This is a genomic window from Halonatronum saccharophilum DSM 13868 (genome assembly GCF_000517025.1).
GTDB lineage: Bacteria > Bacillota > Halanaerobiia > Halobacteroidales > Halobacteroidaceae > Halonatronum > Halonatronum saccharophilum.
Genome location: NZ_KI912091.1, coordinates 255017 through 279398, shown reverse-complemented (window position 1 = coordinate 279398; position 24382 = coordinate 255017). Strand labels below are relative to the sequence as shown.

21 protein-coding genes are annotated in these 24382 nt (G+C 33.9%); all 21 read right to left on the bottom strand.

Translation table 11 applies throughout. The annotated features are described in order from the left end of the window. Positions 1-90: 90 nt before the first annotated feature. The 21 genes from HALSAC_RS0101545 to atpA all read right to left on the bottom strand — a co-directional run bounded on the left by HALSAC_RS0101545 (position 91) and on the right by atpA (position 24286). Positions 91-534, bottom strand: a complete 444-nt coding sequence (locus HALSAC_RS0101545) for an OmpH/Skp family outer membrane protein (protein WP_027338790.1) — start codon at positions 532-534, stop codon at positions 91-93. Positions 535-539: 5 nt separating this feature from the next. Continuing rightward, entirely contained in the window at positions 540-1679 is a 1140-nt protein-coding gene (locus tag HALSAC_RS0101540) for an OmpH/Skp family outer membrane protein (RefSeq protein WP_027338789.1), read from the bottom strand. A gap of 149 nt (positions 1680-1828) precedes the next feature. Further along, positions 1829-2281 carry an OmpH/Skp family outer membrane protein gene (locus HALSAC_RS0101535; protein ID WP_027338788.1) on the bottom strand — a complete coding sequence of 151 codons (453 nt, stop codon included), beginning with the start codon at positions 2279-2281 and terminating at the stop codon, positions 1829-1831. A gap of 15 nt (positions 2282-2296) precedes the next feature. Beyond that, positions 2297-3973 carry a BamA/OMP85 family outer membrane protein gene (locus HALSAC_RS0101530; RefSeq protein ID WP_027338787.1) on the bottom strand — a complete coding sequence of 559 codons (1677 nt, stop codon included), beginning with the start codon at positions 3971-3973 and terminating at the stop codon, positions 2297-2299. A gap of 49 nt (positions 3974-4022) precedes the next feature. Beyond that, positions 4023-8225: a translocation/assembly module TamB domain-containing protein gene (locus HALSAC_RS0101525; protein WP_027338786.1), complete on the bottom strand. Its 4203-nt coding sequence runs from the start codon at positions 8223-8225 to the stop codon at positions 4023-4025. A 284-nt stretch (positions 8226-8509) separates the two neighbouring features. Next, a complete protein-coding gene (locus tag HALSAC_RS0101520; protein ID WP_027338785.1) occupies positions 8510-10375 on the bottom strand; it encodes a SpoIVB peptidase S55 domain-containing protein in 1866 nt (621 codons plus the stop codon). 79 nt (positions 10376-10454) lie between these two features. Further along, on the bottom strand, positions 10455-10808 hold the full coding sequence (locus HALSAC_RS16235) for a rod-binding protein (protein WP_051412029.1): 354 nt from the start codon (positions 10806-10808) through the stop codon (positions 10455-10457). Between the two features lie 12 nt (positions 10809-10820). Then, on the bottom strand, positions 10821-11969 hold the full coding sequence (locus HALSAC_RS0101510; RefSeq protein WP_027338784.1) for a flagellar basal body P-ring protein FlgI: 1149 nt from the start codon (positions 11967-11969) through the stop codon (positions 10821-10823). 13 nt (positions 11970-11982) lie between these two features. Further along, positions 11983-12579: a flagellar basal body L-ring protein FlgH gene (locus HALSAC_RS0101505; RefSeq protein ID WP_035571046.1), complete on the bottom strand. Its 597-nt coding sequence runs from the start codon at positions 12577-12579 to the stop codon at positions 11983-11985. Between the two features lie 12 nt (positions 12580-12591). Beyond that, positions 12592-13560 carry a flagellar basal body P-ring formation chaperone FlgA gene (gene flgA / locus HALSAC_RS16230; RefSeq protein ID WP_051412028.1) on the bottom strand — a complete coding sequence of 323 codons (969 nt, stop codon included), beginning with the start codon at positions 13558-13560 and terminating at the stop codon, positions 12592-12594. Positions 13561-13571: 11 nt separating this feature from the next. Then, positions 13572-14360: a flagellar basal-body rod protein FlgG gene (flgG, locus tag HALSAC_RS0101495; protein ID WP_027338782.1), complete on the bottom strand. Its 789-nt coding sequence runs from the start codon at positions 14358-14360 to the stop codon at positions 13572-13574. 21 nt (positions 14361-14381) lie between these two features. Continuing rightward, on the bottom strand, positions 14382-15122 hold the full coding sequence (locus tag HALSAC_RS0101490; RefSeq protein WP_027338781.1) for a flagellar hook-basal body protein: 741 nt from the start codon (positions 15120-15122) through the stop codon (positions 14382-14384). Positions 15123-15260: 138 nt separating this feature from the next. Further along, positions 15261-15524, bottom strand: a complete 264-nt coding sequence (gene spoIIID, locus HALSAC_RS0101485) for a sporulation transcriptional regulator SpoIIID (protein WP_027338780.1) — start codon at positions 15522-15524, stop codon at positions 15261-15263. 106 nt (positions 15525-15630) lie between these two features. After that, entirely contained in the window at positions 15631-16449 is an 819-nt protein-coding gene (locus HALSAC_RS16225; protein ID WP_051412027.1) for a M23 family metallopeptidase, read from the bottom strand. Positions 16450-16508: 59 nt separating this feature from the next. Then, positions 16509-17414, bottom strand: a complete 906-nt coding sequence (gene spoIID, locus HALSAC_RS0101475) for a stage II sporulation protein D (RefSeq protein WP_027338779.1) — start codon at positions 17412-17414, stop codon at positions 16509-16511. A gap of 349 nt (positions 17415-17763) precedes the next feature. Further along, positions 17764-19014 carry a UDP-N-acetylglucosamine 1-carboxyvinyltransferase gene (locus HALSAC_RS0101470; RefSeq protein WP_027338778.1) on the bottom strand — a complete coding sequence of 417 codons (1251 nt, stop codon included), beginning with the start codon at positions 19012-19014 and terminating at the stop codon, positions 17764-17766. Between the two features lie 96 nt (positions 19015-19110). Then, entirely contained in the window at positions 19111-19698 is a 588-nt protein-coding gene (locus HALSAC_RS0101465) for a YueI family protein (RefSeq protein WP_051412026.1), read from the bottom strand. A 303-nt stretch (positions 19699-20001) separates the two neighbouring features. After that, positions 20002-20409, bottom strand: a complete 408-nt coding sequence (locus HALSAC_RS0101455; RefSeq protein ID WP_027338776.1) for a F0F1 ATP synthase subunit epsilon — start codon at positions 20407-20409, stop codon at positions 20002-20004. Positions 20410-20411: 2 nt separating this feature from the next. Continuing rightward, positions 20412-21839, bottom strand: a complete 1428-nt coding sequence (gene atpD / locus HALSAC_RS0101450) for a F0F1 ATP synthase subunit beta (RefSeq protein ID WP_027338775.1) — start codon at positions 21837-21839, stop codon at positions 20412-20414. A gap of 21 nt (positions 21840-21860) precedes the next feature. Then, complete coding sequence (gene atpG / locus HALSAC_RS0101445; protein WP_342666836.1) at positions 21861-22706, bottom strand: ATP synthase F1 subunit gamma; 846 nt, start codon at positions 22704-22706, stop codon at positions 21861-21863. Between the two features lie 50 nt (positions 22707-22756). Beyond that, a complete protein-coding gene (gene atpA / locus HALSAC_RS14700; RefSeq protein WP_035571044.1) occupies positions 22757-24286 on the bottom strand; it encodes a F0F1 ATP synthase subunit alpha in 1530 nt (509 codons plus the stop codon). Positions 24287-24382 lie beyond the last annotated feature (96 nt).

Below are 24382 nucleotides of genomic sequence, written 5' to 3'. Positions count from 1 at the left end.
TATTTTAGTATTCACTAAATAATTAAATTTAATAGAGAAAGCTATGTAAAAATAATATCAGCCTTAAAAAGACTGATATTATTCATTAATTTAGTTTAAACTTTCAATAACCATATCTGTAATATCTATACCACCATATCTAACATCTTCCTTATCTAAAACAATGTCAAAGCCTTCACCTTGAGAGATTGATGATACTGCATCTGCAACCTCCTGGCTAAACTGGACTCTCAATTCTTCTCTCAATTCATTTATCTCTCCGTAAGCTTCCTGATGTTTTAATATCGTGTCACCTTCATTTAATCCTTCTACTTCTTCTTCATATCTACTTTGAACTTCTCTTATCTTCTTATTTAATTCTTCTTGATATTCTTTAGCTCTATCACTTTCTGTCCAGATTCTATCTTGATCTACTACAGCAACTTTAATATCCTCAACTTCTGTTCTAACTTCAACCTCTGCTTCCTGAGTACATCCTACTACAAAAACAGCCATTATTAAAATTAAACTAGATATTAAAACCAACTTTTTCACTAGACTCACCTCTCTATATTTATCTCTTTTATAATATCTTTAGTTATATTATTTCCATCAATATTATCTACATAATTATTTATAACTAGGTCAATACCTTTCTCTTTAGCAATTTCTTCAATAATTTTATCAATATCATTTATTTTATTATTCCGTAGGTTTAAAATTTGTTTCTCTAACCTTTCAATTTCAACCTCTAAACCTCTAACCTTAGATTTAGCTCTTTTCACTAACCTATCTTGAGAATCGATTAAATTACCCTCAATTTCAGCTCTTAACTCTCTTTCCTTCTCTTTCATTTCTTCTTCTAACCTTTTCTCCTCAGCATTAATATAAGCTGATAATTCTTCTTCTAAAGTTCTTTCTTTCTCTAAGAGAGTTTCTTTGAACTCTCTTTCTAAACTTTCTCTATACTTAAGCAATTCACCTTCAAAAACCTCTTCTTTTTCAGTAATAATCTTTTCTAATTTATTATCATAATAATCCTCTATCTCAATTATCTCTCTTTCTCTCTCTCCCATTAGCTCTTCTAATTTAACTTCAGCCTTTTCTCTCTCTTCATCTGATAAGTGAGATTGATTAGTTCTCATTCTTAAATTAATAATATCAGAATTATACTTACGATTAACCTCAGCCTTATACTTTTTAAGCTCAGAATTAAAGTTGGCCCTTACTTCACCAACTTCTTTTTCCATCTCTTCTATTAATCCATTTTTAAACTCCATTAAATCCTCAACCATATCCTCTTCTAAAGAACTATGATATTCAATCAATTCTTTCTCCATCTCTTCTCTTCTAAACTTAATACCTTCCACAGCTCTTTCTTGTAATAACTCCAATCTTCTCTCTAATTGTTCATTAAAGCTTCCTAAATGCTTATCAATATTTTCTTGTGTCTTAACCAAGTTCTCAATCTCATTATTATGAGTTAATCTATGATTAGCAATTCTTTCTTCTAGATGCCTAATCTGACTATTCAAATTATGATTGGCTTTTATCTCTTCAAAGTCAATAACTCCAATGCTGTTCTCCTCTATTCTTTTAGGCCTCTCGTCTCTTACTTCTCCTTTGACCAAAGCAAAGGACAATACCCCTATAATCAATACAATAGAGAAAGAAACTAGAAAAAATTTTTTTCGAGACACCTAACAAACACCCACTTTCTAAGTTAAAAGTATGACTATAAGTTATTAGAAGTCAGTCCTCAGTTAAACCCCTATATAATAAAAGGATTACTGAAGACTGACACTAAAACTCATAGCTTTAACATTATACACCTATTCTTAAAACTAAATTATTCAAGACCGTCTATCTCTTCATTAACTACTGATAATACCTCATCAGTTAAATCAACACCACCATAAATTACAGTAGCCTTGTCTACTACAACGCTAATTCCTCTTTCTTGAGCAACCTCTCTAATCAGGCCATTAATATTTTCCATTACTTCCGACACCAACTCTTGCTCAATTCTATTCAACTTCTCTTGATAGCTTTGTAATAATACTTGTCTCTCTTCTTTTGTCATATCAACTGCTTTTTCTTCTAACTGACTTTGTAGCCATTGTGCTTCTGCATTTAATTGCTCTTCAGCAGAAGACTTGTCTGGATGATTAATAAATAATGCTTCCATATCTACATAAGCGATCTGACTTCTCCCCTCTTCTTGAGCTCTAACTGAACTATTAACAGCTAAAACCCCTACAAAGACACTAAAAATGATAAAAACTAAAAATAACCTCTTCATCTTATTATCCCCTTCCTAGAAAGTATTACCTATTCTAAAGCTAAATCTACCATCTCTTAAACCAAACTCTTTAAATCCATAATCTAGACCTAACTGACCGATTGGAGTATTAAATCTAGCTCCTATACCCGCCGAATAATTTAAGTCACTTAATTTATCTCTTGTTGGTCTATTATACTCAAAGGTTCTTCCTGCATCAACAAAGGCAACACCCATTAGATTATCTACAATATCAAAACGATACTCTAGATTTGCTACTAAGATAGAATCTCCTCTAAACCCTTCACTTACAGCATCCTCTATATCACCACTTTTATATCCTCTAATCTCATCTAACCCACCTAAAGTATATCTTTTATGATTATGCTTATTTAATTCTCCACTACTTCCCCCAACCTTGAACCTAAAGGCCCAACTATTATTGTCTCTAGAAGGCAAATAATGTCTAAAATCTGCATAATACTTATTAAAGTTTGTATCTCCACCAAAACCTGCTTTTTCTATAGAGAACTGTTGACGCCCACCTTCACGCGGGTTAAAGATATTATCTCTTGTGTCCCTAATTGTGGTAAAAGATAAGCTTCTAGTATTCTCTGCTTCTTCACCATCTTCACTAGTCTTATCATAATTCAACCTTAAATACCCCTTAATATCATCTGTAATTGGTCGTCCTATAGTAATATCTCCACCCTTTGTATCAGTCTTAGTATCATCAACTTCAGTTGTCTGCTTATTATAAATATTAAATCCTAAGCTAGTCTCATGTCCAAATAACCAAGGCTCATAGAAACCAACTTCGTAGGTAGTATTTTTACTACCAAACTGCCAATTCAACTTAATGTTTTGACCACGACCACGGAAGTTATCCTTCTCAAGATTGATTAAACCTGTTAAACCAGATTGTGAACTATATCCACCACCAACACTAAAGGTTCCAGTCTTTCCTTCTACAACTTCAATAACAAGATCAATTGCTTGCTGATCTCCTTTTACAGGTTCAAAACTTGGTCTAACATCTTCAAAGAAACCTAAGTTATGAATTCTTCGTAAATCCCTCCACATCTTGTCGATATTAAAAGGTTCTCCTTCTTCCATTGAAAGTTCTCTTTTAATCACATAATCCCTAGTCTCTTCATTACCACTTAATAAGATGTTATTTATTCTACCTTCATCAATAGTAATCTTTAACTTATCATCTTCAACTAAAGTGATATCAACTACTTTTGCTAAAGCATACCCTTTTTCTTGATAATACTCATTTATAGCATTTGTATCTTTATCTAACTCATTAATATTTAAAAGTTCACCAGGACTTAAAGAGATTAAATCTCTAATCACATCATCAGAAATATGATCATTTCCTACAACCTCAATATCTGATAAGATTGGGTTTTCAATAACTTCAAAGATCAACATTACTCCACCTTTATGATTTTGGAAGAGGACTTGTAAATCAAAGAAATAACCTATATCAAAAATAGAGTGCATATCCTCTTGTAACTGTTCATTAGATATAGAATCTCCAATTTCAGTGCTTACCCTTTCTAAGATTTCTTCATCACTGACCTCACTATTTCCAGTTACGCTAATTCCAGTTATTAAATTTTCGCTAGATACATTGGCAAAAACCAATGTAGCACTAGATACTATTAAAGCAAAGGTTAATATAAATACTACTAATTTCTTTTCCATTAATAAATCCTCCCTAGATAATTATATTTTATTGCTTTGTTAGCGGTCTTTAAAAAGGAAGAGTGGCTTCTAAATTAAGGTGATAATCCCCTAGATTGTCATACTGACCATCAAACCTCAATGAATCAAAGCCCTTAATCCCACGATTTAAATGATACTCAAAACCAAGGGATAATTCTTCCTCAATACCAAAAGTATGGGCATACTTCAACATCAAATTCTCCCAAACAAACTTACCTACTTCTATACTTATCTCATTACTCAAAACAGATTTGATTCTAACTTCATCGAGATCTAAAGATCTTTCAAAGGACCTCTCTACCCTTGATATCAACTCATTTTGTATACTTGTATCTATCATTCTCCACATCTCACTTCTAAATGCCTCTTCATAGTTTCTATCTAGAAGCTCCCCTATACCACCTTGTCGAGTTAATAATATAATTATCTCCTCTTCTGTCAAAGGTGGATTAGATGTTAAAGTAAGATCAAAGGGTTCTTCACTTCCTGTTAAATCCAAATAAATATCTGTCCCTTGAATGGTAGTGCTCGCACTAAGTTGTAATCCCGGAATCAGGCTATCCCTTCTAAAGTTAGCTACCCCTTTATCTAGATTAAACTTAGTATTATAATAATTAAACTCTCCACTATCAGATTCAACCCTACCATTTAATTCCAACTGTTCATCAAAGCGAAGGTTTAACCTTCCATTTTGTATATGAATATCTATATTATTATTTCCTAAGCTCACATTCCTTCCTGGCACTGCATTTAAATCTAACCTTGGTACAAAAAATGGATCTTCTATTGGATCTTCAAGTGGCCAATCAAAGGAAATATCTAAATGAGTGTCATAGACTAAAACATCACCTTTAATGAGAGGCGTTCTAAAGGAATCTATTATTCTACCTTCTATATCATTTTTACCTTGCCAAAATCCATGTTCAAAGGCCAAGCTATTACCTGAAAAACTCAAATCATACTGATCAGGAGTGAATCCATCTAAGGTGATCTCACCTTTTACTTCAAATTGACCATCTTCACCATATCTTCCTTTAGCCTCTTTAAACTTAATTCTATCACCCATAAGCTCTAGTTCTAACTTTAAATTATTTATCTCTCTATGAAGTAAATTATAAGATAATCTTCCAGATTCAACTTTAAGCCCCCCTTCTATTTGAGGTTTTTCTAAAGTTCCACCTACTTCTATATTAACACTTCCTCTTCCTCTTGCAAAATCCATTTCAGGGAAGAATGTCGGTAGCAAGCTTAAGTTGCCATCTTTTAAATTAATTGATAGATCAAATTCTTCTCTATCATCTACTGGGATATTTCCTTGAACAGTTAGATTATTTCCCGCTTTAATATTCATAATCTGGTCAATTTCTAAATTATTTCCATTAGTCAAATCTAATTTACCCTCTAATCCTTCAAATTGTAATGGGCCAACACCTCCATCTGTAACCTTTAATTTAGCAGATATATCTAATTTGTCAATTGGTCCTGAGATAGGAGCAGTTATATCAACTCTACCTTTAAGGTCATAAGGAAGAAGATTTAAATCATTGAAGTTTGCTAGATCAATATTTCTTGCAAAAAGATCTAAATCTAATCCCTCAGCAAAGTCATAACTCCCTTCTAAATTTATCACTTCACCCTTAGAACTAAAGATTCCTAAGTCTAAATTGATATCCGGCTCAAACATAGATCCAGAAGCTATAATCATTCCACTGAAGTTATAAGGCAAGCTTAAATTTTGATCTGTAAATCTATCAATATAAGATAAAGAACCTCTGTCTACCCTCAAAACCAAACTATCTATCTTCTCTCTTTCTAAATCTAAACTACTCCTTAAATTATAACTATTATCTTCATCAGAGACAAGTAATTCTCTAATATATAATTTGGAATTGACATAGTTTAGCCTACCTTTTACCACGCCTAACTTATTACCGTTATAACTTATATCAGAACTATTCACCTTAGAATCAACCTTTAGAGCATTTATTGGCCCGTAAATCCTTCCTTTACCTTCAATTAAACCTTCTAACTTTATTCCTTCAAATTGATAATCAATATTTACCAAATCAAAACCTTCTGTATCCAAATATAAATCTAAACTCTGGTCGATAAAATCACCTCTGCCTTTAATACTACTATCTTTATACTCAACCATAGAATCTTCGATCACAAATTCATCATTACTATAACTAAATTTAAGATTAGCACTATCAAAATTCTGTTCATAGATACTTCCCTCAGTTATATAAACTTCACCACTAAGACCTAGATTTGGATAAAGCTCGGTTAACATTGCTCTACCTTGGATATTTCCCATCAAAGGCAGATCTATATCTATCATTTCTATCAGCTTATCTCCCTCTAACTCATCAGTTTCTAAAATTATATCAGCCTTTCCTTGGCTTAAATAAATTGGCCCGTTTATAGAAGCTGTAAATCTAGGCAAGTTGAAGTTGATCAACTCTAACTTATTATCTAAATAAGATGCTTCACCCTTTACTTCACCTAGAGAATAAGAAGAATATATCAAATCATCTATATTCAGACTGCTGTATAGCTTAGGTGAGTTTAATTCACCTCTTATCTCACCTCTAAATTCCATAATTCCTTTTATATCATCAATATCCTGCTTAGAAGAAACTTTATTTAAATCTATACCCCTGCCATCTATCGTTAAATTCAACTCTCCTTCTAAATCAACCAATCCATCTAAATTAATTTTCCCATAAGGAGAATCTAATCTAGTATAATTTAAAAAGACCTTAGCATTATTTAACCATAGATTTGTCTCTAGTTTATTAAAGTTATAGCCTTTAATAGATCCATCCCGAAAAGATGCTGAGCCTAACATATTAATATCCTTTAAATCAATACCATTTCCAGAAATTATAAAATCACCATCTATAATCCCTTCTTCTTCTAAAGAAATTGGTAAATCTAACTTCGATATATCTACCCCTTCTATATTAACAGGTAGAATATAGTTTAGACCTTCTTCAAAAGATACTGTCCCACTACTATCTACTCTTCCATCACCAATCTCAAAGGACAGATTATCCAAATTTAAAATTTTATCTTGATAATAAAAGGTAGTTTTCAAGTCTTTAAATGCGACTCCTTCCACCTCACCTTCAGATAAGCTAACTTTTGTCTCAATGTTAGGATTAGTCAATCCCCCCCTTATCCGACCTTGGATTTTAGGATCTCCTTTTACTTTATAAGCTAACTCTTTTGATAACTCTTCTAATGAAGCATTAGAACTTTGGTATTCTAAGCTCAATTGAGGATTATCCCAATCAAATATATCCCCCTTTAAGTTTAACCCAGCCTCTAAATATCTTAAAGAGAAGTTGTTTACTCTAATACCATATCGATTAATTCCTAAAGAAGCTTGAACATCCTCTATCTCTATATCACCGATATCAAATCTAGCATCCTTTATACTTACAGTTCCAGAATAATTAGTTAAATCATCTCCAAAACCTTTAAAATTAACTTCTCCTCCAACCTTACCTCCTATATCAATATCATCTAAAAAATTCAACCCCCAATTTTTCTTAGCTCTATCTATTGAAAATTCATCAAAATCTAAAGTTCCTCTATAATCGCCCTCATTGATTATTCCCTCTATAGCAATGTCTTCTACTATTGACTCTATTCTCCCTCTAAGATTTACTCCAACGTTATTCCCTATTCGAAGAAATCCTTCAACTTCCTCTAAACTCTCTTCAATGTTAAAGGCTTTAAGGTTTACAACTCCACCTTCAATATATATAGGAAGAGAGAATTTCATAGTAGATTGACTGTCAATTTGACCACCTTTCTCTTTAATTAAGAAGTCAAAGTTCCACCCTTCATCTGCCTGAACTATGTTTGTTTTTGGCTCTACTAGGGTGACCCTTCTGATACTATTTAAAGGGTTTAAAGTATTAGACAAAATATCAAGGAAACTATAATCTATATTAACTTTATCTATTTGGATTAATGAATTTCCAGTATCATCTTGAAGCCCAACACTTTTAAAACTTAAACCTCTTAACCCTCTTATATCAATACTCTCTACTTTTATTTCTGCTCCAATCTCTTTTTCCAAAGAGACTATTACTTTTTCTTTAACTCTTTCTAATAATTGATTGCTATTATTATACAAAAACCCTATGCTTGTTATGAATATCCCCAATAAAATAATTAGTATTATGAATTTTTTAGACTGTAAAACCTCTAATTTCATTATCCATATCCTCCAGTCTAATCTAAAAACTACTTTAATAATATTACATTTTTTCGATACTTGCAATACCTATAGTAAGTTATTTACTGAAAAAGATAAAACATATTACCATATACTACTTTCTCTCTATAAAGTCAGAGAATAATAGATAATAATACTACAGTTTTATTCCTTATTACTCTTTATATGTACAAAAAATCAAAAGAAGGCTTCTTCTTGTAAGAAAGCCTCTTTTGATTTTTTTATTTATCTATTGTAAATAATAATTTAATATAGTCTAATAATTACTCCACTATCTTAATCTCTAACATTAATGCTCCATCTACAATATAATCACTATCCACTACCTTCTCAAGTAAATTACTTTCATAGCTATGATTATAATTTTGCTCATAATCATTCTTATAATCTTCCTCTTCATAACCCTCAGTATAATTATGGCCTTTTTCATCATCATAATCATAATCATCATAATTACCTTCATCTTCTACTATAACATCAGCTGTTGCAGAATAAGCTGAAACTAAATCCAATACTATCTGATTATTCTTCTTTTGACTTTGATAGATATCAATCAATTCTTCTAAACTCTTAATATTATTGGCTTTAGAGCTAACCTCTTTATTATTATTATTAGAATAATTATTCAAATTAGCTTCTTGACCACTGTACACATAAAGATTAGCAACACCTTCTCTAGCATCTTCTGGTATTTCAATGCTAATTATTTCCGTCTTCGGCTCTTTACGATATGGCCTTAAAGTTACTTCTACATCTAACTTTTCCCCAGGTCTAACCTCTTTTTTATCAACATTTATTTCTTCAATTAAAGCAACACTTACTTTGTCTTCAATTTCAATATTAAATTTAATTCCAGCCATATTTACTTTCTCAAAAGGATTATTTACTAAAATACCTATCCCTTGTAATAAATCAAATAAAGATACAGCTGCAATATCATTAGAGCTATAATATAGGTTTTCTATTTTCAATATATTTGATGATACTTTATTAGCCATAATCTCAATTTCAACCTTGGCAGTTCCTGAACCAGCTCTATCTAAAGTAGTATCAATGGCCTGTAAAACTGCTGAAGCCATTAATGGCTCTATAAGCTCTTCATTTTGAATAACTTGTATATTATACCTATCTTCTCTCCCTAAATCCTTATCCTTTACATTAATCTCTACAGGAATAACATTAGGATAATGACCTATTCTCCCTGAGATTCCTGCCCCTCTATCTTGAGTTATAACACCCTGTAACTGCCCAGGTGAACCTAACTTGAAAGGAATATTAATACTGCTTATTATCTGGTGAATATAAGCATCAGATAAAAGATAATTAGCATTACCTTTAGACAAGAAAGGATGGCCAAAGGCTAAAATGTTATCCTCATCACGATAAGTTAATGTTCCAATAGATGATATATTCATATCACCTCTTAAAAGCTGGACTGCAACTGCACTACCAGCTTCTAGCTCTCCACCTTCTTCTTCTTTATAAATCCCTCCACCACTTACTGCTTCTATATCATAACCTTCTAAACCTTCAGCCAACCTATCTTTGGCCCTTCCTCTTAATCCGCTTACTAACAAGGGGGTATTGACCGGCTTAGCAACCATTACACCTTCACCATCAACTTTTTCAGAAGATTTAGCAAAATAAACTCTATCATAACTCTCTTCACCTACTCTTATAGGCATCTTTAAATCGAGCTTTTTACCCTTTCTTTCATCATTATCCATTTCAAAAAGGTTCATCATATCCTCAATAGGAGTTACCATTCCTATTCTGTGATCAGTCATCTGCCAACCATATCCTATTGCTCCAATTAACTTATCATCTACATAGATAGGACTTCCACTCATACCTGAAGCAATACCACCACTTTGATCTATAAGATCACCACTAGCCTTTATCAAGATCAAGCTTTGGCCCATATCCCCCTCTTCTAACACACTTATTATCTCTACATCAAATTCTTCAATATCTCTTCCCCTTAAAACAGTCTTTCCTACTCCCGACATCCCTGTTCTTATATCAGACAAGGGCATAAAATCTGCACTTATATCCTCTTTAGCAATAACTCCAGTAGATAAAGCTAAGGATATTAACAATATAGCAACCAACTTTGCTCTTATTCGCAATCAAATCCCTTCCCTTCTTTAATGAGGCACTACTAATATTTAGTTTAACCTATCTTACTATAAAATATAGTTCTAAGAACTATGTTTTATTACTAAGTTGCTGATAAACTAATTCGGCAATCCCCAATCCACCTTGTTTAGAAGCTTCTTCTGCCACCTTATCATAATACATATCTTCAAACACTTCACGACTTAACCCGCTATCAAGTAGATCTGATTTAAAGCCTGCATCCCTCATCTGTTTAAACATCATACTAAGAAAGATAGACTCAAATTCTTGACTAACCTTCTTTAAATCTTCATCCTTTGAAGATGACTTTTGACCTTTTTCTACCTCTTGATTTAAAATGTTTTTAAAATCATTTTTAACCTTCTTCTTATTACTCCCACTAAGATTTAGTTTATCTAAAGAAAAATCTGGTCTTATCTCCATCTTCATCCCACCTTACATAATATTTAGATCGGCATGTAATGCCCCGGCTTCTTTAATAGCTTGTAAAATAGCAATTACATCCCTTGGAGTAGCCCCAACTGCATTTAAACCTGTTACAACATCAGCAATGCTTGCACCTTTAGGAAGAACCATTAAACTTGCTTCTTCTTCATCTACATCAAGATCAACATTTTCAGCAATATCCATCTCATCTTCTCCAACTTGAACAGGCTCTTCTGTAGTAGCTACAGTTACCGTTAAGTTACCATGAGAAACTGACACTCTAGAAATCCTAACATTATGCCCCATTACAATTGTCCCTGTTCTTTCATTTATCACTACTCTCGCCTCAGTATCTGGTCTTACATATAACTGTTCAACACTAGAGATAAAATGAACTACATTCTCTTTATAATAATCTGGAATCTTAACTTCTACTTGCCCAGCATCAACAGCTTTTGCGTATCGCTCTCCTCTAGGTGTATAGCCATACCGGTTATTGATCACATCGGCAATTCTTTGTGCAGTTGCAAAGTTAGCATTTGATAAAACAAAAGTTATACTATCACTATTATTTGTAAAGGTTGTTGGAACCTCTTTCTCAACTAAAGCACCATTTGGAATCCTTCCTACAGTGCTATGATTTTGAGCAACCTGATTTCCCCCTTGGCCCGCTGCAAAGCCTCCAATAGAAACAGGACCTTGTGCAACTGCATAGACATCATTTCCTCCAGGTCCTTGTAAAGGAGTCATTAGAAGAGTTCCTCCTTGTAAGCTATCAGCACTCCCTAAAGATGATATAGTAACATCAATCTCATCACCAGTATGGGCAAAGGCAGGTAAATCGGCAGTCACCATAACCGCTGCTACATTATTTAAATTCAATTGATTTGGATTTATATCTGTCCCAAAATTTTGTAGCATATTAGCAACTGATTGTACCGTTAGTTGACTATTATTACCGTCACCAGTTCCATCAAGGCCAATTACTATACCATATCCAATAAGTTGGTTATTTCTAACCCCCCTTATTCTAGTTATATCCTTTATTCTAACTAAAGGATCATCAGCGCCTTCTTGATTTGGGGCCAACGCCATAACAATCCCACTAAAAACAATTATAAATAAAATAGTTGATAAAAATATTCTCCTTCGTCTCATACTACACCTCTTTCTAGAAGAACCAATTAAGTATTCTTGTGATAATACCAGGACTCTGTCTGTCTCCAACAACCCCTTGCCCATGATACTCAATATCTACATCTGCAATATAAGTAGAATCTATAGTATTTTGGGGAGTAATATCTTGGGGTCTAACAACACCAGTTAATTTTATAGTTTGAGTCTCATCATTAACATTAATACTTCTTTCTCCACTAACCATTAAATTACCATTATCTAGCACCTCAGTTATTTGAACTGTTACACTAGCAGAAAGACTAGAACTTCTACTAGTAGATCCAGCAGCATTAACACTATCATCTTGATTAACTCCAAATGCTGTAATAAAGTCTAGTATTCCATTTCCAGCACCTACATTCACATTAGTCCCTTGAGATGAATCAGTGGTAGCTTCTTGTGAAGCAGTAGAGTCTTCAGTAATTATAATGGTCAATAAATCTCCTACATCATTAGCTTTGTTATCTGAAAATAAAGAACCTGAATCATTCCATAATGAAGTAGCTTCACCTACTCCTGTTCCAATACATACAACTGTTAATATTAAGATTACAGGACATAACAATTTGAAAAATCTTTCTCTTTTAAACATACATTCACCCCTTTAATTAAGAAGAACTTCTACTGTATCCTCTCCAACCACCCTACCTTCAACAGTATTTCCACTATCAGTATTTTGAACTTGAATTACCTCTCCAAGATGACCTGACTGACGTGCCCTACCTGTGGTAGATATCTCTATGCCACCAACCCTAGCAATAATTCTTATATCACTCCATCTATTAACTAAAGGTGGTATTTCAACCATTCTCTCTAATAAAGGTCTTCCTGATTCTAAAGAAACTCGCATCCTCCGCCCTGATAAATCCTGATCTGGACTAAGATATTGGTTGTTATTAGAGTCAATTAAGACCTCACTTCTTTCAAAAAGACCTTCACTTAATTTGGTTCCTCTTTCTATTCTATCTCTAGCAACTAAAACCTCTTTTGCTACACTAACTCTGTATTGCAAATATATTCTCCTGTATACATTATCATCAATCATAACCTTAATAGGTATAGTATTTCTACCAATTAAACTTCTACCAACAGAACCTTCTACCTCTAAAGAAATATCACCATAAGGTATAACCAAATTCGATGGAGGGTTCAAAACCTCAATATTTATTGACTCTTTATCATATGATAAAGAGTCATAAATATGCTCCCTCCCTACTTCAATCAAAGAGTCCACAGATATCTCTCTTGACTCAGTTATTACATTAAATTGATGAGGAACATTAAGTTTTATATTAGAGGGGTTAATATCATTACTTCTTAAAGCAGAGATAACTGCATCTTTATAAATAGTCCTTTGATAACCTGGTAATGGAGATTGACCTAAGCTTATCTGACTAACTTTGCTTTTAAATTCTTCACTACCATCTATCTCGGCTACCTCACCTATCGTTATCTCTAAAGATCTAACCCTAACTTGTCTGGAAATATCAATACTACTCTCCATAGCCTGAACATTGATATTTGTAAATAAGACCAAGATCATTAAAAAACCTATTAAAAATCTAATCTTCATCTATTATTCTCCTATCTTCTTAAAGTGTTAGCCTGTTGTAACATCTCATCAGATGCTTGAATTGACTTAGAATTAATTTCATAAGCCCTTTGTGCTGCAATCATATCAACCATCTCTTCTACAACCTGTACATTAGAACCTTCTAGGAATCTCTGTGATATACCACCATAACCATCTTGGTTAGGCATACCAAACATAGGTTGTCCAGAAGCTGCAGTAGGTTGGAATAAATTTTGGCCCATACTCTTTAAACCTGCTGGATTAGCAAAGGTCGTAAGCTCTATCTGTCCTGCCTCTTGAGGTTGATCTGCACCTGGTTCTAAAAAAGCAACAACTCCTTCATCATTTATCATAATATCTGTTGCATTTGCTGGAATTGTAATCTCTGGTTGTAATAGATAACCATCTGCTGTTACAATCTGTCCATTGCTATCTAAACTAAAAGAACCATCACGTGTATAACCACTAGTACCATCTGGTAACAGAACTTGAAAGAATCCATTTCCAGTAATAGCTAAATCTAAAGGATTTTCTGTACTTTGTAAACTACCTTGACCGAATAATTTCTGTGTTGCTGAAGGCCTTACACCGTGACCAACTTCAATTCCAGTAGGAATCTCAGAACCTTGATTATTTGGCGTACCAGCTTGACGAATTGTCTGATACATAAGGTCTTGAAAGCTTACCCTACTCTTTTTAAAACCATTAGTATTAACATTCGCCAAATTATTTGAAATAGTATCCATATTCAGTTGTTGTGACTTCATCCCTGATGCAGAACTCCATAATGATCTAATCATTTATCTTCCTCCTTTTTTTCTTTAAACCCTTCCTACTTCATTAACAGCCTTACTTAAAGTATCATCTTGAGCTTGTATAGCTTTTTGGTCTGACTCATAAATTCTATTATTTTCAATCATCTTTACCATCTCTTCAATTGCATTAACATTAGAACCTTCTAAATAACCTTGTTGAACTTCCCCAGCAGCAACAAACACATTACCTACTCCAGGACCACTTCTAAATAATGAACTACCTTCCTTTGATAAAGCAGATTTATTAGAAAAGCTAGTCACCTGAATGCGATCAATAATCGCTCCATCTACCATTAAGTTATTACCACTTACCATTACTTCCTCGCCTTCAGGAACCTGCAAAATACCATTTTCTCCTCTAACTAAATAACCATCTTGAGTGACAACTTGACGCTGTTCATTTAATGTGAAATTTCCATTTCTAGTATATCTTACTCCTCCTGGAGTTTCCACTGTAAAGAAACCCTCTCCACTTATGGCCCAATCAAAACTATTCCCTGTTTCTTTAAAATTACCTCTACTATGATCCAAAGCAACTTCATCCATATATACTCCTGAATCCACTTCTCCAACATTAGTTTTATTATTATCAATCCTATGCATCAATTGACTACCAAATGTTCTTTCCACAGCTATATCTCTTTTATATCCATTAGTATTTACATTTGCTAAATTATTAGAGATAAGATTGTTCTTCTCCATTGAATTTTTCATACCAGATGCCGATATGTATAGACCTCTTATCATATGAAGTACCTCCTTATGAAATAAATAAATTTCCCTCTTAAAACTGACCTTACTTATCTTAATTATACATAGAGATAAAAAATCCTCTATATTACTTAAATAAATAAAAAAAGAGAATGGCATAGTTGCCATTCTCTTTCATTGATTGGATATCTTACTTTTTAGATACTTTCTCCTAGTAGACTCTCCTCCTCTAACATGTCTTTCTGCCTTATTATACTCTAATACTTCTTTTATATCTTGAGCTAGTCCATTATCAATTTTCTCCAACCTGTCGGTTATATCTTTATGGATAGTGCTCTTACTAACTCCAAAGACCTTAGCTGCTTGCCTTACTGTTGCTTTAGTATTGTATATATACTCTGCTACCTCTAACACTCTTTTGTAAATGTAATCCTTCATTAACTTGTCCCCCTTAATAATTGCAGTCTTAGTTAATATATATGCAATTATTAAGAGAGTATTACAAAAATATTTTATTAAAACTTTTAAAGTTAATAAAGATACATTACTTAATATAATCAAGGGGTGAAATATTATTGTAATTATTCCCATCAAACTTCAATAGCTCAAAGTGAAAAACATTATCCTCATTTCTCCCACTATCTCCAACTTCACCTATAGCTTGCCCTTTAGAGACCTCTTCTCCTTCCTCTATATAACTGCTCTTTAAATTTTTATATAAGGTCTTATAAGTATCATTATGTTTAATTATAATTGTCATCCCTCGATAATCATCATTTATTAATTCCTCAACATACCCCCTCTGGGCAGCCTTAACTTTGGTTCCAATCGATGCTTTTATATCTATTCCAGAATTAAATTTCCAAGCATCTAATATCCTATCTTTATAGGGTTCTCTCCATAAAAGGGCCAACTCACCTTCTACTGGATTAGACAAACTAATAATTTCCTGTTCACTAGCAACTCTTGCACTAACTCTAAGCGCTTCACTCTCTTGAGTTACTTCTTTTTCTTCTTCTGGCTCACTTCTAACTTCACTTACATCTTTTATCTCTTGTACATCTAACCGATAGTTAGAAACATCATCATCATCTAAATTAATTTCACTATAATATGTGTCATTTGATGTACTTTGAAAATGATATTCTTCTATCTCTTCTAATTTTAAAGCTGAGTTATGATTATATAAAGCAAAAGCCATCCCCAAAACAACAAAAAAGATAAAAAACACAATGTACTTAACTCCATTTAACTTCTTTAATTCCCTAATTTCATCCTTTAATTGAGCCTTTTTCTTATCTAAGATTACAGACAACGGAAGCTTTCTTTCATTTTTTTTCTTTTCTTTTTTTCTTTTTTTCATAAATTATTCACCTCAAGAATTATAATATCCATAAGTGATAATTTTATACATTAAATTAATTAATTGTTATACTCTTTTAAAGTTACTCCCGTATAATAATGCTGTAATATATCTTTAAAATCATAACCTCTTCTTGCCATACCGTTAGCACCATATTGGCTCATACCTACTCCATGACCATACCCAGAAGTAGAAAAAACTATATATTCTCCATCCTCTTTTAAACTAAAGTTTGTTGAATGAAGGGCCAACTTACTTCTAATCTCTCTTCCTGAAAATATATCATCTCCAACTCTCATCTCTAATACTCTATCACTAGAACTCCTCTTACTTATCTCTATCAAAGATAGATCATTTAAACTAACCTCTAGTTTATTTGCCACTTCATCTCTTGAAAACCTACTATTTCTTTGATAATAGGGGGACTCCTGCTCATAATCACTTGCAACACTTTGTAAATAAGAAACTCTATTTCCCCAAACCTTATGAGCTGGCTCTGTATAGTCTCCACTAGTAGAGTGATATACCGCATTAATAAAATCTCCTCTATAAAACAATACCCAGCCTTTAGTCTCCTCTACTGCTGCCGATATCTTTGGCCAATAATTCAAATATCCACTAAGACCCCATCTTTGGAGTAAATCTTCTTGAGAAGCCCAAGCTTGATCAGTATTACTATCTGTAGTCAATCTACTATTTCTCATTTTATTTAAAGTATAGGTTCTAGCTGCTACCGATTGTGCCTTCAAGGCTTCAATTTCAAATAAGGCAGGCATCTCTGCAGCAACTACTCCCTTTAAGTATTCTTCTATATCCAATTCCATAATCTCCCCTGTTTTTACATTATAAATATCTATTCTTTGGGAAGAATTGAAAAATAAATTAAAAGTTTTGAGAGTAGAATAAGGAACTATAATTAAAATGATTAAATTAATACTAAGAATACTTAAGATTACCTTCTTCATTATCCTCCTCCTTAAACATACATATTAATAACTATGCCTAAAGAAAGAAGATATGTTACTTGATAATAATAAAGCTATAGATTTATTATTATCGCGGACAGCTATCAACTTTCAGTCATCTTTCAGTCATCAGCTAAAAAGCTTAGGTCTTTAACTAAGAGTAGGTAAATTATAGCAGCAAGATATTACTACTATATAAAGAAAGCACCCTCGCGGGTGCTTTCTCTCTATTCCTCAGGGTTTATAAAAACCATAAACCCTTCGTGTAATCCCAATTTCAAAGGTACCTCTATTCTTTGATCTTAATTGTATATTGTACACGGCTTTTAACTGTCAATTATAAACTGCTCTACTCACTGACCTTCTTAATGTCGACTCCAACACCTTGTAACTTATTGACTATATCCTCATAACCACGTTCAATATGGTAGATATCCCTTATCTCAGTCTCTCCTTCTGCAACTAAAGCTGCTAAAATCAAAGCAGCACCTGCTCTTAAATCTGTAGCCTTAACAGAAGCAGCACTTAAAGGAGTATATTTAACCATAGCCGTTCTACCATCAATTTTAATATCTGCTCCCATTCGCTTTAGCTCATCTGCATGACCAAATCTATTTTCAAATACTGTCTCAATAACCATAGAGCTACCCTTAGCTTGGGTTAATAAAGCCATAAATTGAGCCTGCATATCTGTAGGAAAACCTGGATATGGCAAGGTCTTAACGTCTACTGATTTGAAATTTTTATTTCCAATTACTCTAACACCGCCTATATCCTCTTCAACCCCTACACCCATCTCTTTTAACTTTGCTATTAAAGGCTTTACATGCTCAACTAAAACTTTATCAATATATAGATTGCTCCCTGTTATAGCAGCCATCATCATATAAGTTCCGGCCTCAATTCTATCTGGAATGATTGTATAATCAGTTCCTTTTAACTTTTTAACACCCTCTACTCTTATTATGTCTGTTCCTGCACCCTTAACCTTAGCCCCCATTACATTTAAATAGTTTGCTAGATCAATAATTTCTGGTTCTCTAGCACTATTTTCAATAATAGTCTTTCCTTCTGCTTTAACTGCTGCCATCATAATGTTCAAGGTTGCTCCTACACTTGGATAGTCTAGATAAATCTTTGCCCCTTTTAAATTTTCACCTTTAATTTCAACTAAGCCATGTTCAATAGTAACCTCTGCCCCTAAAGCCTTAAATCCTTTTAAATGTAAGTCAATAGGTCTACTTCCTATCTCACAACCTCCAGGTAAAGTAGTTGCTGCTTGTCCATATCTAGCTAAAAGAGCACCTAATGCATAATAAGATGCTCTCATCTTCCGGGCCAACTTATAAGGAACCTCTAAAAGATTAACAGAATCTGAATCTATATCTAAACTATTACCTTTATAATCTACCTTAGCTCCTAATGCTTCTAATATTTTAACCAAGTTATCAATATCTCTAAGTCTAGGTATATTATCTAAAAAACTTCTCCCTTCACCAATTAAACTAGCCATAACGATAGGTAAGGCAGCATTTTTGGCCCCACTTATCGCTATATTCCCTTCCAATTTATTGCCACCTTTTATTATCAACTTTTCCATTAATATCCCCCTACTTGAATTAATCTAAGATACTAAATACCTTCTTGATTAACCCTTAAGTTCCTCCTTAAAATGATTAATTACATTAAAATACCACTATTGCTCACACGGACACTTCTTTGCTAATAACTTATCAACCCAACTCATTTTTTTATAGTTTTTTAGCTTGTTTGGAGCATTTTCTTCAATTAAATCGTAACATTCATCACAAATTTTTTCACCTTTGGCCCTAATAACTTCTTCTTTTATCCCTATACCATCTAACCCATCATCTTCTTTACTAACAGATATATTATCACGATGAATAGCTTTATCGCTAACTACAACTAAAGCAGTATCACCTTTAAAATCTGGAGAACTAACTTTTTTAAAGGAAATATTGTTTTTTCGGGCTAAATTGATATATTCTCTTGCTGCATCCATATCTACCCTTCGATCAATAATAAGCTTCTTAGCATCACTATCTTTAATAGCATCTAAGACCTCAGGGTAAGTTCCAGGCTCTTCTACTTCTTCTAAGGTTAAAGCCTTTAATACTCTCTCCCTAAATTCACCTAGAAATCTATTTCTCTCACCTTTTTTCAACTCAAAACCTCCATTAATTCCAGCGCCCAAACTTCTCTCTAACTCACTCTTTCCAGCCTGAGATTTAATCGCTTCCTGCTGAATGTCATCTTCTTTCAATCAAGACACCTCCGAGATTAGTTTAAAATTGATAACTGACAATTGATAGTTAAGACCTATAATAAAAATCTCTCTATAATTTAAATGTAATTATTAATCCTAGATAGCTTAACTTACTTCATTCTCTTGATTTACGATTTATGTTATCTTTTTAAGACTTAACAGCCTATTCGTAAAAATGAAAAAAGCTTTTCACTATCAATTATCAATTCCCAACTATCAATTATTGCTCTAAAACTATTATACTCCTTAATAGTCAAAATAACCACTTCATTTAAAAAAAGAGCAAGGGATATATACCCCTTACTCAAAATTTCTACCTTTACCAACCTTTAAACGATTAATTGCTTTTCTTAAAGCAATTTCAGCTCGCTTATGATTAATTTCATTACCCTTAGCCAACCTCTCTTGAGCTCTATCTTTAGCTTCTTTGGCCCTCTCTTCATCAATCTCATGAGAGAACTCAGCAGTATCAACTAAGATATTAACCTCCTGAGGTCTTACTTCCATATAGCCCTTACTAAGGGCCAAAATACTCTCTTCCTCTCCATCTTTAATCTTTAGTTCACCAATGTCAACACCGGTAACCAAAGCTTGATGGTTAGGCATAATTCCACGGTTACCATCAATAGTACGAACAACAATCATACTAGCTTCTTTATCATAAACAACCTTCTCAGGTGTTATAACATTCACCTTCATCTTAGACATGATTATTCACGCCCTTTAGCTTTTTCCGCCTTCTCTATAGCTTCATCTATAGTACCAACATACAAGAAGGCCTCCTCTGGTAGATCATCATGTTTACCTTCTAATATTTCTTTAAATCCACGTACAGTTTCACTAACAGGAACATACTTACCAGGCATACCAGTAAACTGCTCTGCTACAAAGAATGGCTGTGATAAGAAGCGCTCAATCTTACGTGCTCTCTCTACTACTCGCTTATCATCTTCAGATAACTCATCCATACCTAAAATAGCGATGATATCTTGTAGATCTTTATATCTTTGTAGTGTCTCCTGCACTCTTCTTGCTACATCATAATGGTCCTCCCCAACAGTGTTTGGATCTAAAATTCTTGAAGTTGAATCCAAAGGATCCACTGCTGGATAGATACCCTTTTCAGCAATCTGTCTTGAAAGTACAGTAGTTGCATCCAAGTGAGCAAAAGTAGTTGCAGGTGCCGGGTCAGTTAAGTCATCCGCCGGTACGTATACTGCCTGAACTGATGTAATAGAACCTTTCTTAGTAGATGTGATTCTCTCTTGTAAATCTCCTACATCAGTAGCTAGAGTAGGTTGATAACCTACCGCTGAAGGCATCCTTCCTAAAAGTGCCGAAACCTCTGATCCAGCTTGGATAAAGCGGAAGATATTATCAATAAACAATAATACATCCTGTCCAGCTTCATCTCTAAAGTACTCGGCCATAGTCAACCCACTCAAACCAACCCTCATTCTTGCTCCAGGTGGTTCATTCATCTGACCATAAACTAAGGCAACCTTATCTAATACTCCAGATTCCTTCATCTCTAACCATAAGTCATTACCCTCACGAGTTCTCTCTCCAACTCCTGCAAATACAGAGTAACCACCATGCTCAGTAGCAATATTATTAATAAGCTCCATAATCAAAACTGTCTTTCCTACACCTGCACCACCAAATAGTCCAACCTTACCTCCACGAGAATAAGGGGCCAACAAGTCTACAACCTTAATTCCTGTTTCAAATATCTCTGTAGATATGTCTTGATCTTCATAACTTGGTGCTTCACGGTGAATTGGAGAATATTTATCAGTTTTAACCTCTCCTGCATTATCAACAGGTTCTCCTAATACATTAAAGATTCTTCCTAGACATTCCTCACCTACTGGAACTGAAATAGGCGCACCTAAATCAATAGCTTTCATACCCCTTTTCAATCCATCAGTAGAACTCATAGCTACACCTTTAACTCTATCATTACCTACTTGGTGCATAACCTCAATAACTACCTGTCTGTCATTCTCTTCATCCATTACCTTAACTGCTCCATTTATCTCAGGTAGCTGTTCATTGGGAAATTCAACCTCTAATACCGGGCCAATAACTTGAACGACTCTCCCAATATTCTGCTTAGAATTATTTCCTCCACTCATCTTATTCCCTCCTTAAACTTCCTATTCTAGTGCTTCTGCACCACCAACAATTTCTGACAATTCTTGTGTGATTGCCGCTTGACGGGCTCTATTGTAGGATAAAGTCAACTTCTCAATCATCTCTTCTGCATTGTCAGTTGCTGAATCCATAGCTGTCATTCTTGAAGCAAATTCACTAGCTCTAGATTGAAGTAAAGCCGTAAAGATAATATTCTTTACATATTGAGGCAATACTGCATCTAAAACTTCTCCAGTTGATGGCTCATATAGATAATTATTAGCCTCTTTATCAGGTTCTATCTCATCTACTTGAACAGGCAACAACTTCACATCTTTTACTTCTTGACTTATAACAGAATTAAACTCAGTAAATACTAAGCGAACTTCATCTACAATCCCCTCTCTATAAAGTTCAATAGCTTCAACTGCAATATTTACAGCAGTACTAAATTGAGGGTTATCTTCTAAATCCATATATTCTGATAGAATCTCGATTCCAAGTCTTTTAAAATACTCTCTACCTTTCTTCCCAATGGTAATTAGAGCACTTTCAGCACTACTTTCCTCAATGTTAGATTCTACCTTTTTTATGATTCTATTATTGTAAGCACCGGCTAAACCACGATCACCGGTAATCATAATATATCCAATCTTCTTTATCTCCCTCTCTTCTAAAAGAGGGTGTAGCCTCCTATCTGTTGCTGCAGAGATATTGGCTAAAGTCTCACGAGTCTTCTCAAAAAAGGGCTTGGCACTTTCAGCCCTCTCTTGAGATTTTCTTAACTTAGCAGCAGCAACCAACTTCATTGCTTTTGTTATCTTTTTTGTACTCTCTGTACTGGCTATCTGCCGCTTTATATCTCTCATACTACCCACTTAACTCACCCCACTTCCTTTAAGAGAAAAAATAAATCAAATTAATTTTCATTATTATCCTTAGTTCCTACAAACCCATCTACAAATTCCTTCAGGGCTTTCTTTAGATCTTCTTCAACCTCGTCAGTTAACTTACCACCTTTAACGATCTCTTCTCCTACCTCTGGGTGGGTGTCTCTCATAAACTTCAATAATTCTCTCTCAAATTTCTTTATATCTCCAATATCAACACCATCTAAATAACCATTAGTTACTGCATAGATAATGATGATTTGATCTTCAACATCTAATAATTCAGTCTCACCTTGCTTTAAAACCTCAACAACCCTTTCACCACGGGCCAACTTCTTTTGCGTTGATTCATCTAAATCAGAACCAAACTGAGCAAAGGCTTCAAGTTCACGATACTGAGACATATCCAACTTTAAGGTTCCCGCTACAGATTTCATTGCTTTAATCTGTGCATTACCCCCTACCCTAGAAACCGATAAACCTACATTAACTGCTGGTCTTACACCAGAGTAAAATAATTCACTCTCTAAGAATATCTGTCCATCAGTAATAGAGATTACATTGGTTGGAATATAAGCAGAGATATCTCCTGCTTGAGTTTCGATTATAGGTAGAGCTGTTAAAGAACCTGCACCTAAATCGTCATTTAACTTAGCAGCTCTCTCTAGTAATCTAGAGTGTAAGTAGAAAACATCACCTGGATAAGCCTCACGCCCTGGTGGTCTTCTCAATAATAAAGACATTTCACGATAAGCAACCGCATGTCTTGATAGGTCATCATAAACTACTAAAACATCTTGTCCATCATACATAAACCCTTCTCCAATTGCACAACCAGCATAAGGAGCTAAGTACTGCAATGGAGCTGGATCACTAGCTGATGCAGATACTACAGTTGTATAATCTAAAGCTCCACTCTCCTCTAGCTTATTAACAATTTGAGCAACAGTCGAAGACTTCTGTCCAATTGCTACATAAATACAAGCAACATCCTTACCCTTTTGATTAATAATAGTATCGATACCAATAGCTGTCTTACCAGTCTGACGGTCACCGATTATCAACTCACGTTGGCCCTTTCCAATTGGAACCATAGAATCTATAGCCTTTATACCTGTCTGTAAAGGTTCCTCTACAGGTTGACGAGCTACAATTCCTGGTGCTTCCGATTCAACAGCACGACTTTCTTTAGTATTGATTGGCCCTTTACCATCAATAGGTTCTCCTAAGGCATTAACAACACGCCCTTTTAACTCTTCACCAATTGGTACTTGAACTACCTCATTGGTTCTATGTACAGTATCTCCTTCTTCAATCTTAGACTCATCACCTAAGATAACACAACCTATACTATTTTCTTCTAGGTTTAAGGCCATACCATAAACACCACTATCAAACTCTAACAACTCTCCGGCCATAGCTCCCTCTAAACCATAAATTTTAGAGATACCATCACCAACATTAAGAACAGTACCTACACCTTTAGTCTCTAACTCTACACCATAATTCTTAATCTCTTTTTTGATTATAGAGCTAATCTCTTCTGCTCTAAGATTCATTAGTTTTCACCCCTAACTTACTTACTTCAAGACTTTTAAGCTTGTTCTCTAGTCTCTCTAAGCTATTTAATATACTTCCATCGATTACTTTGTTAC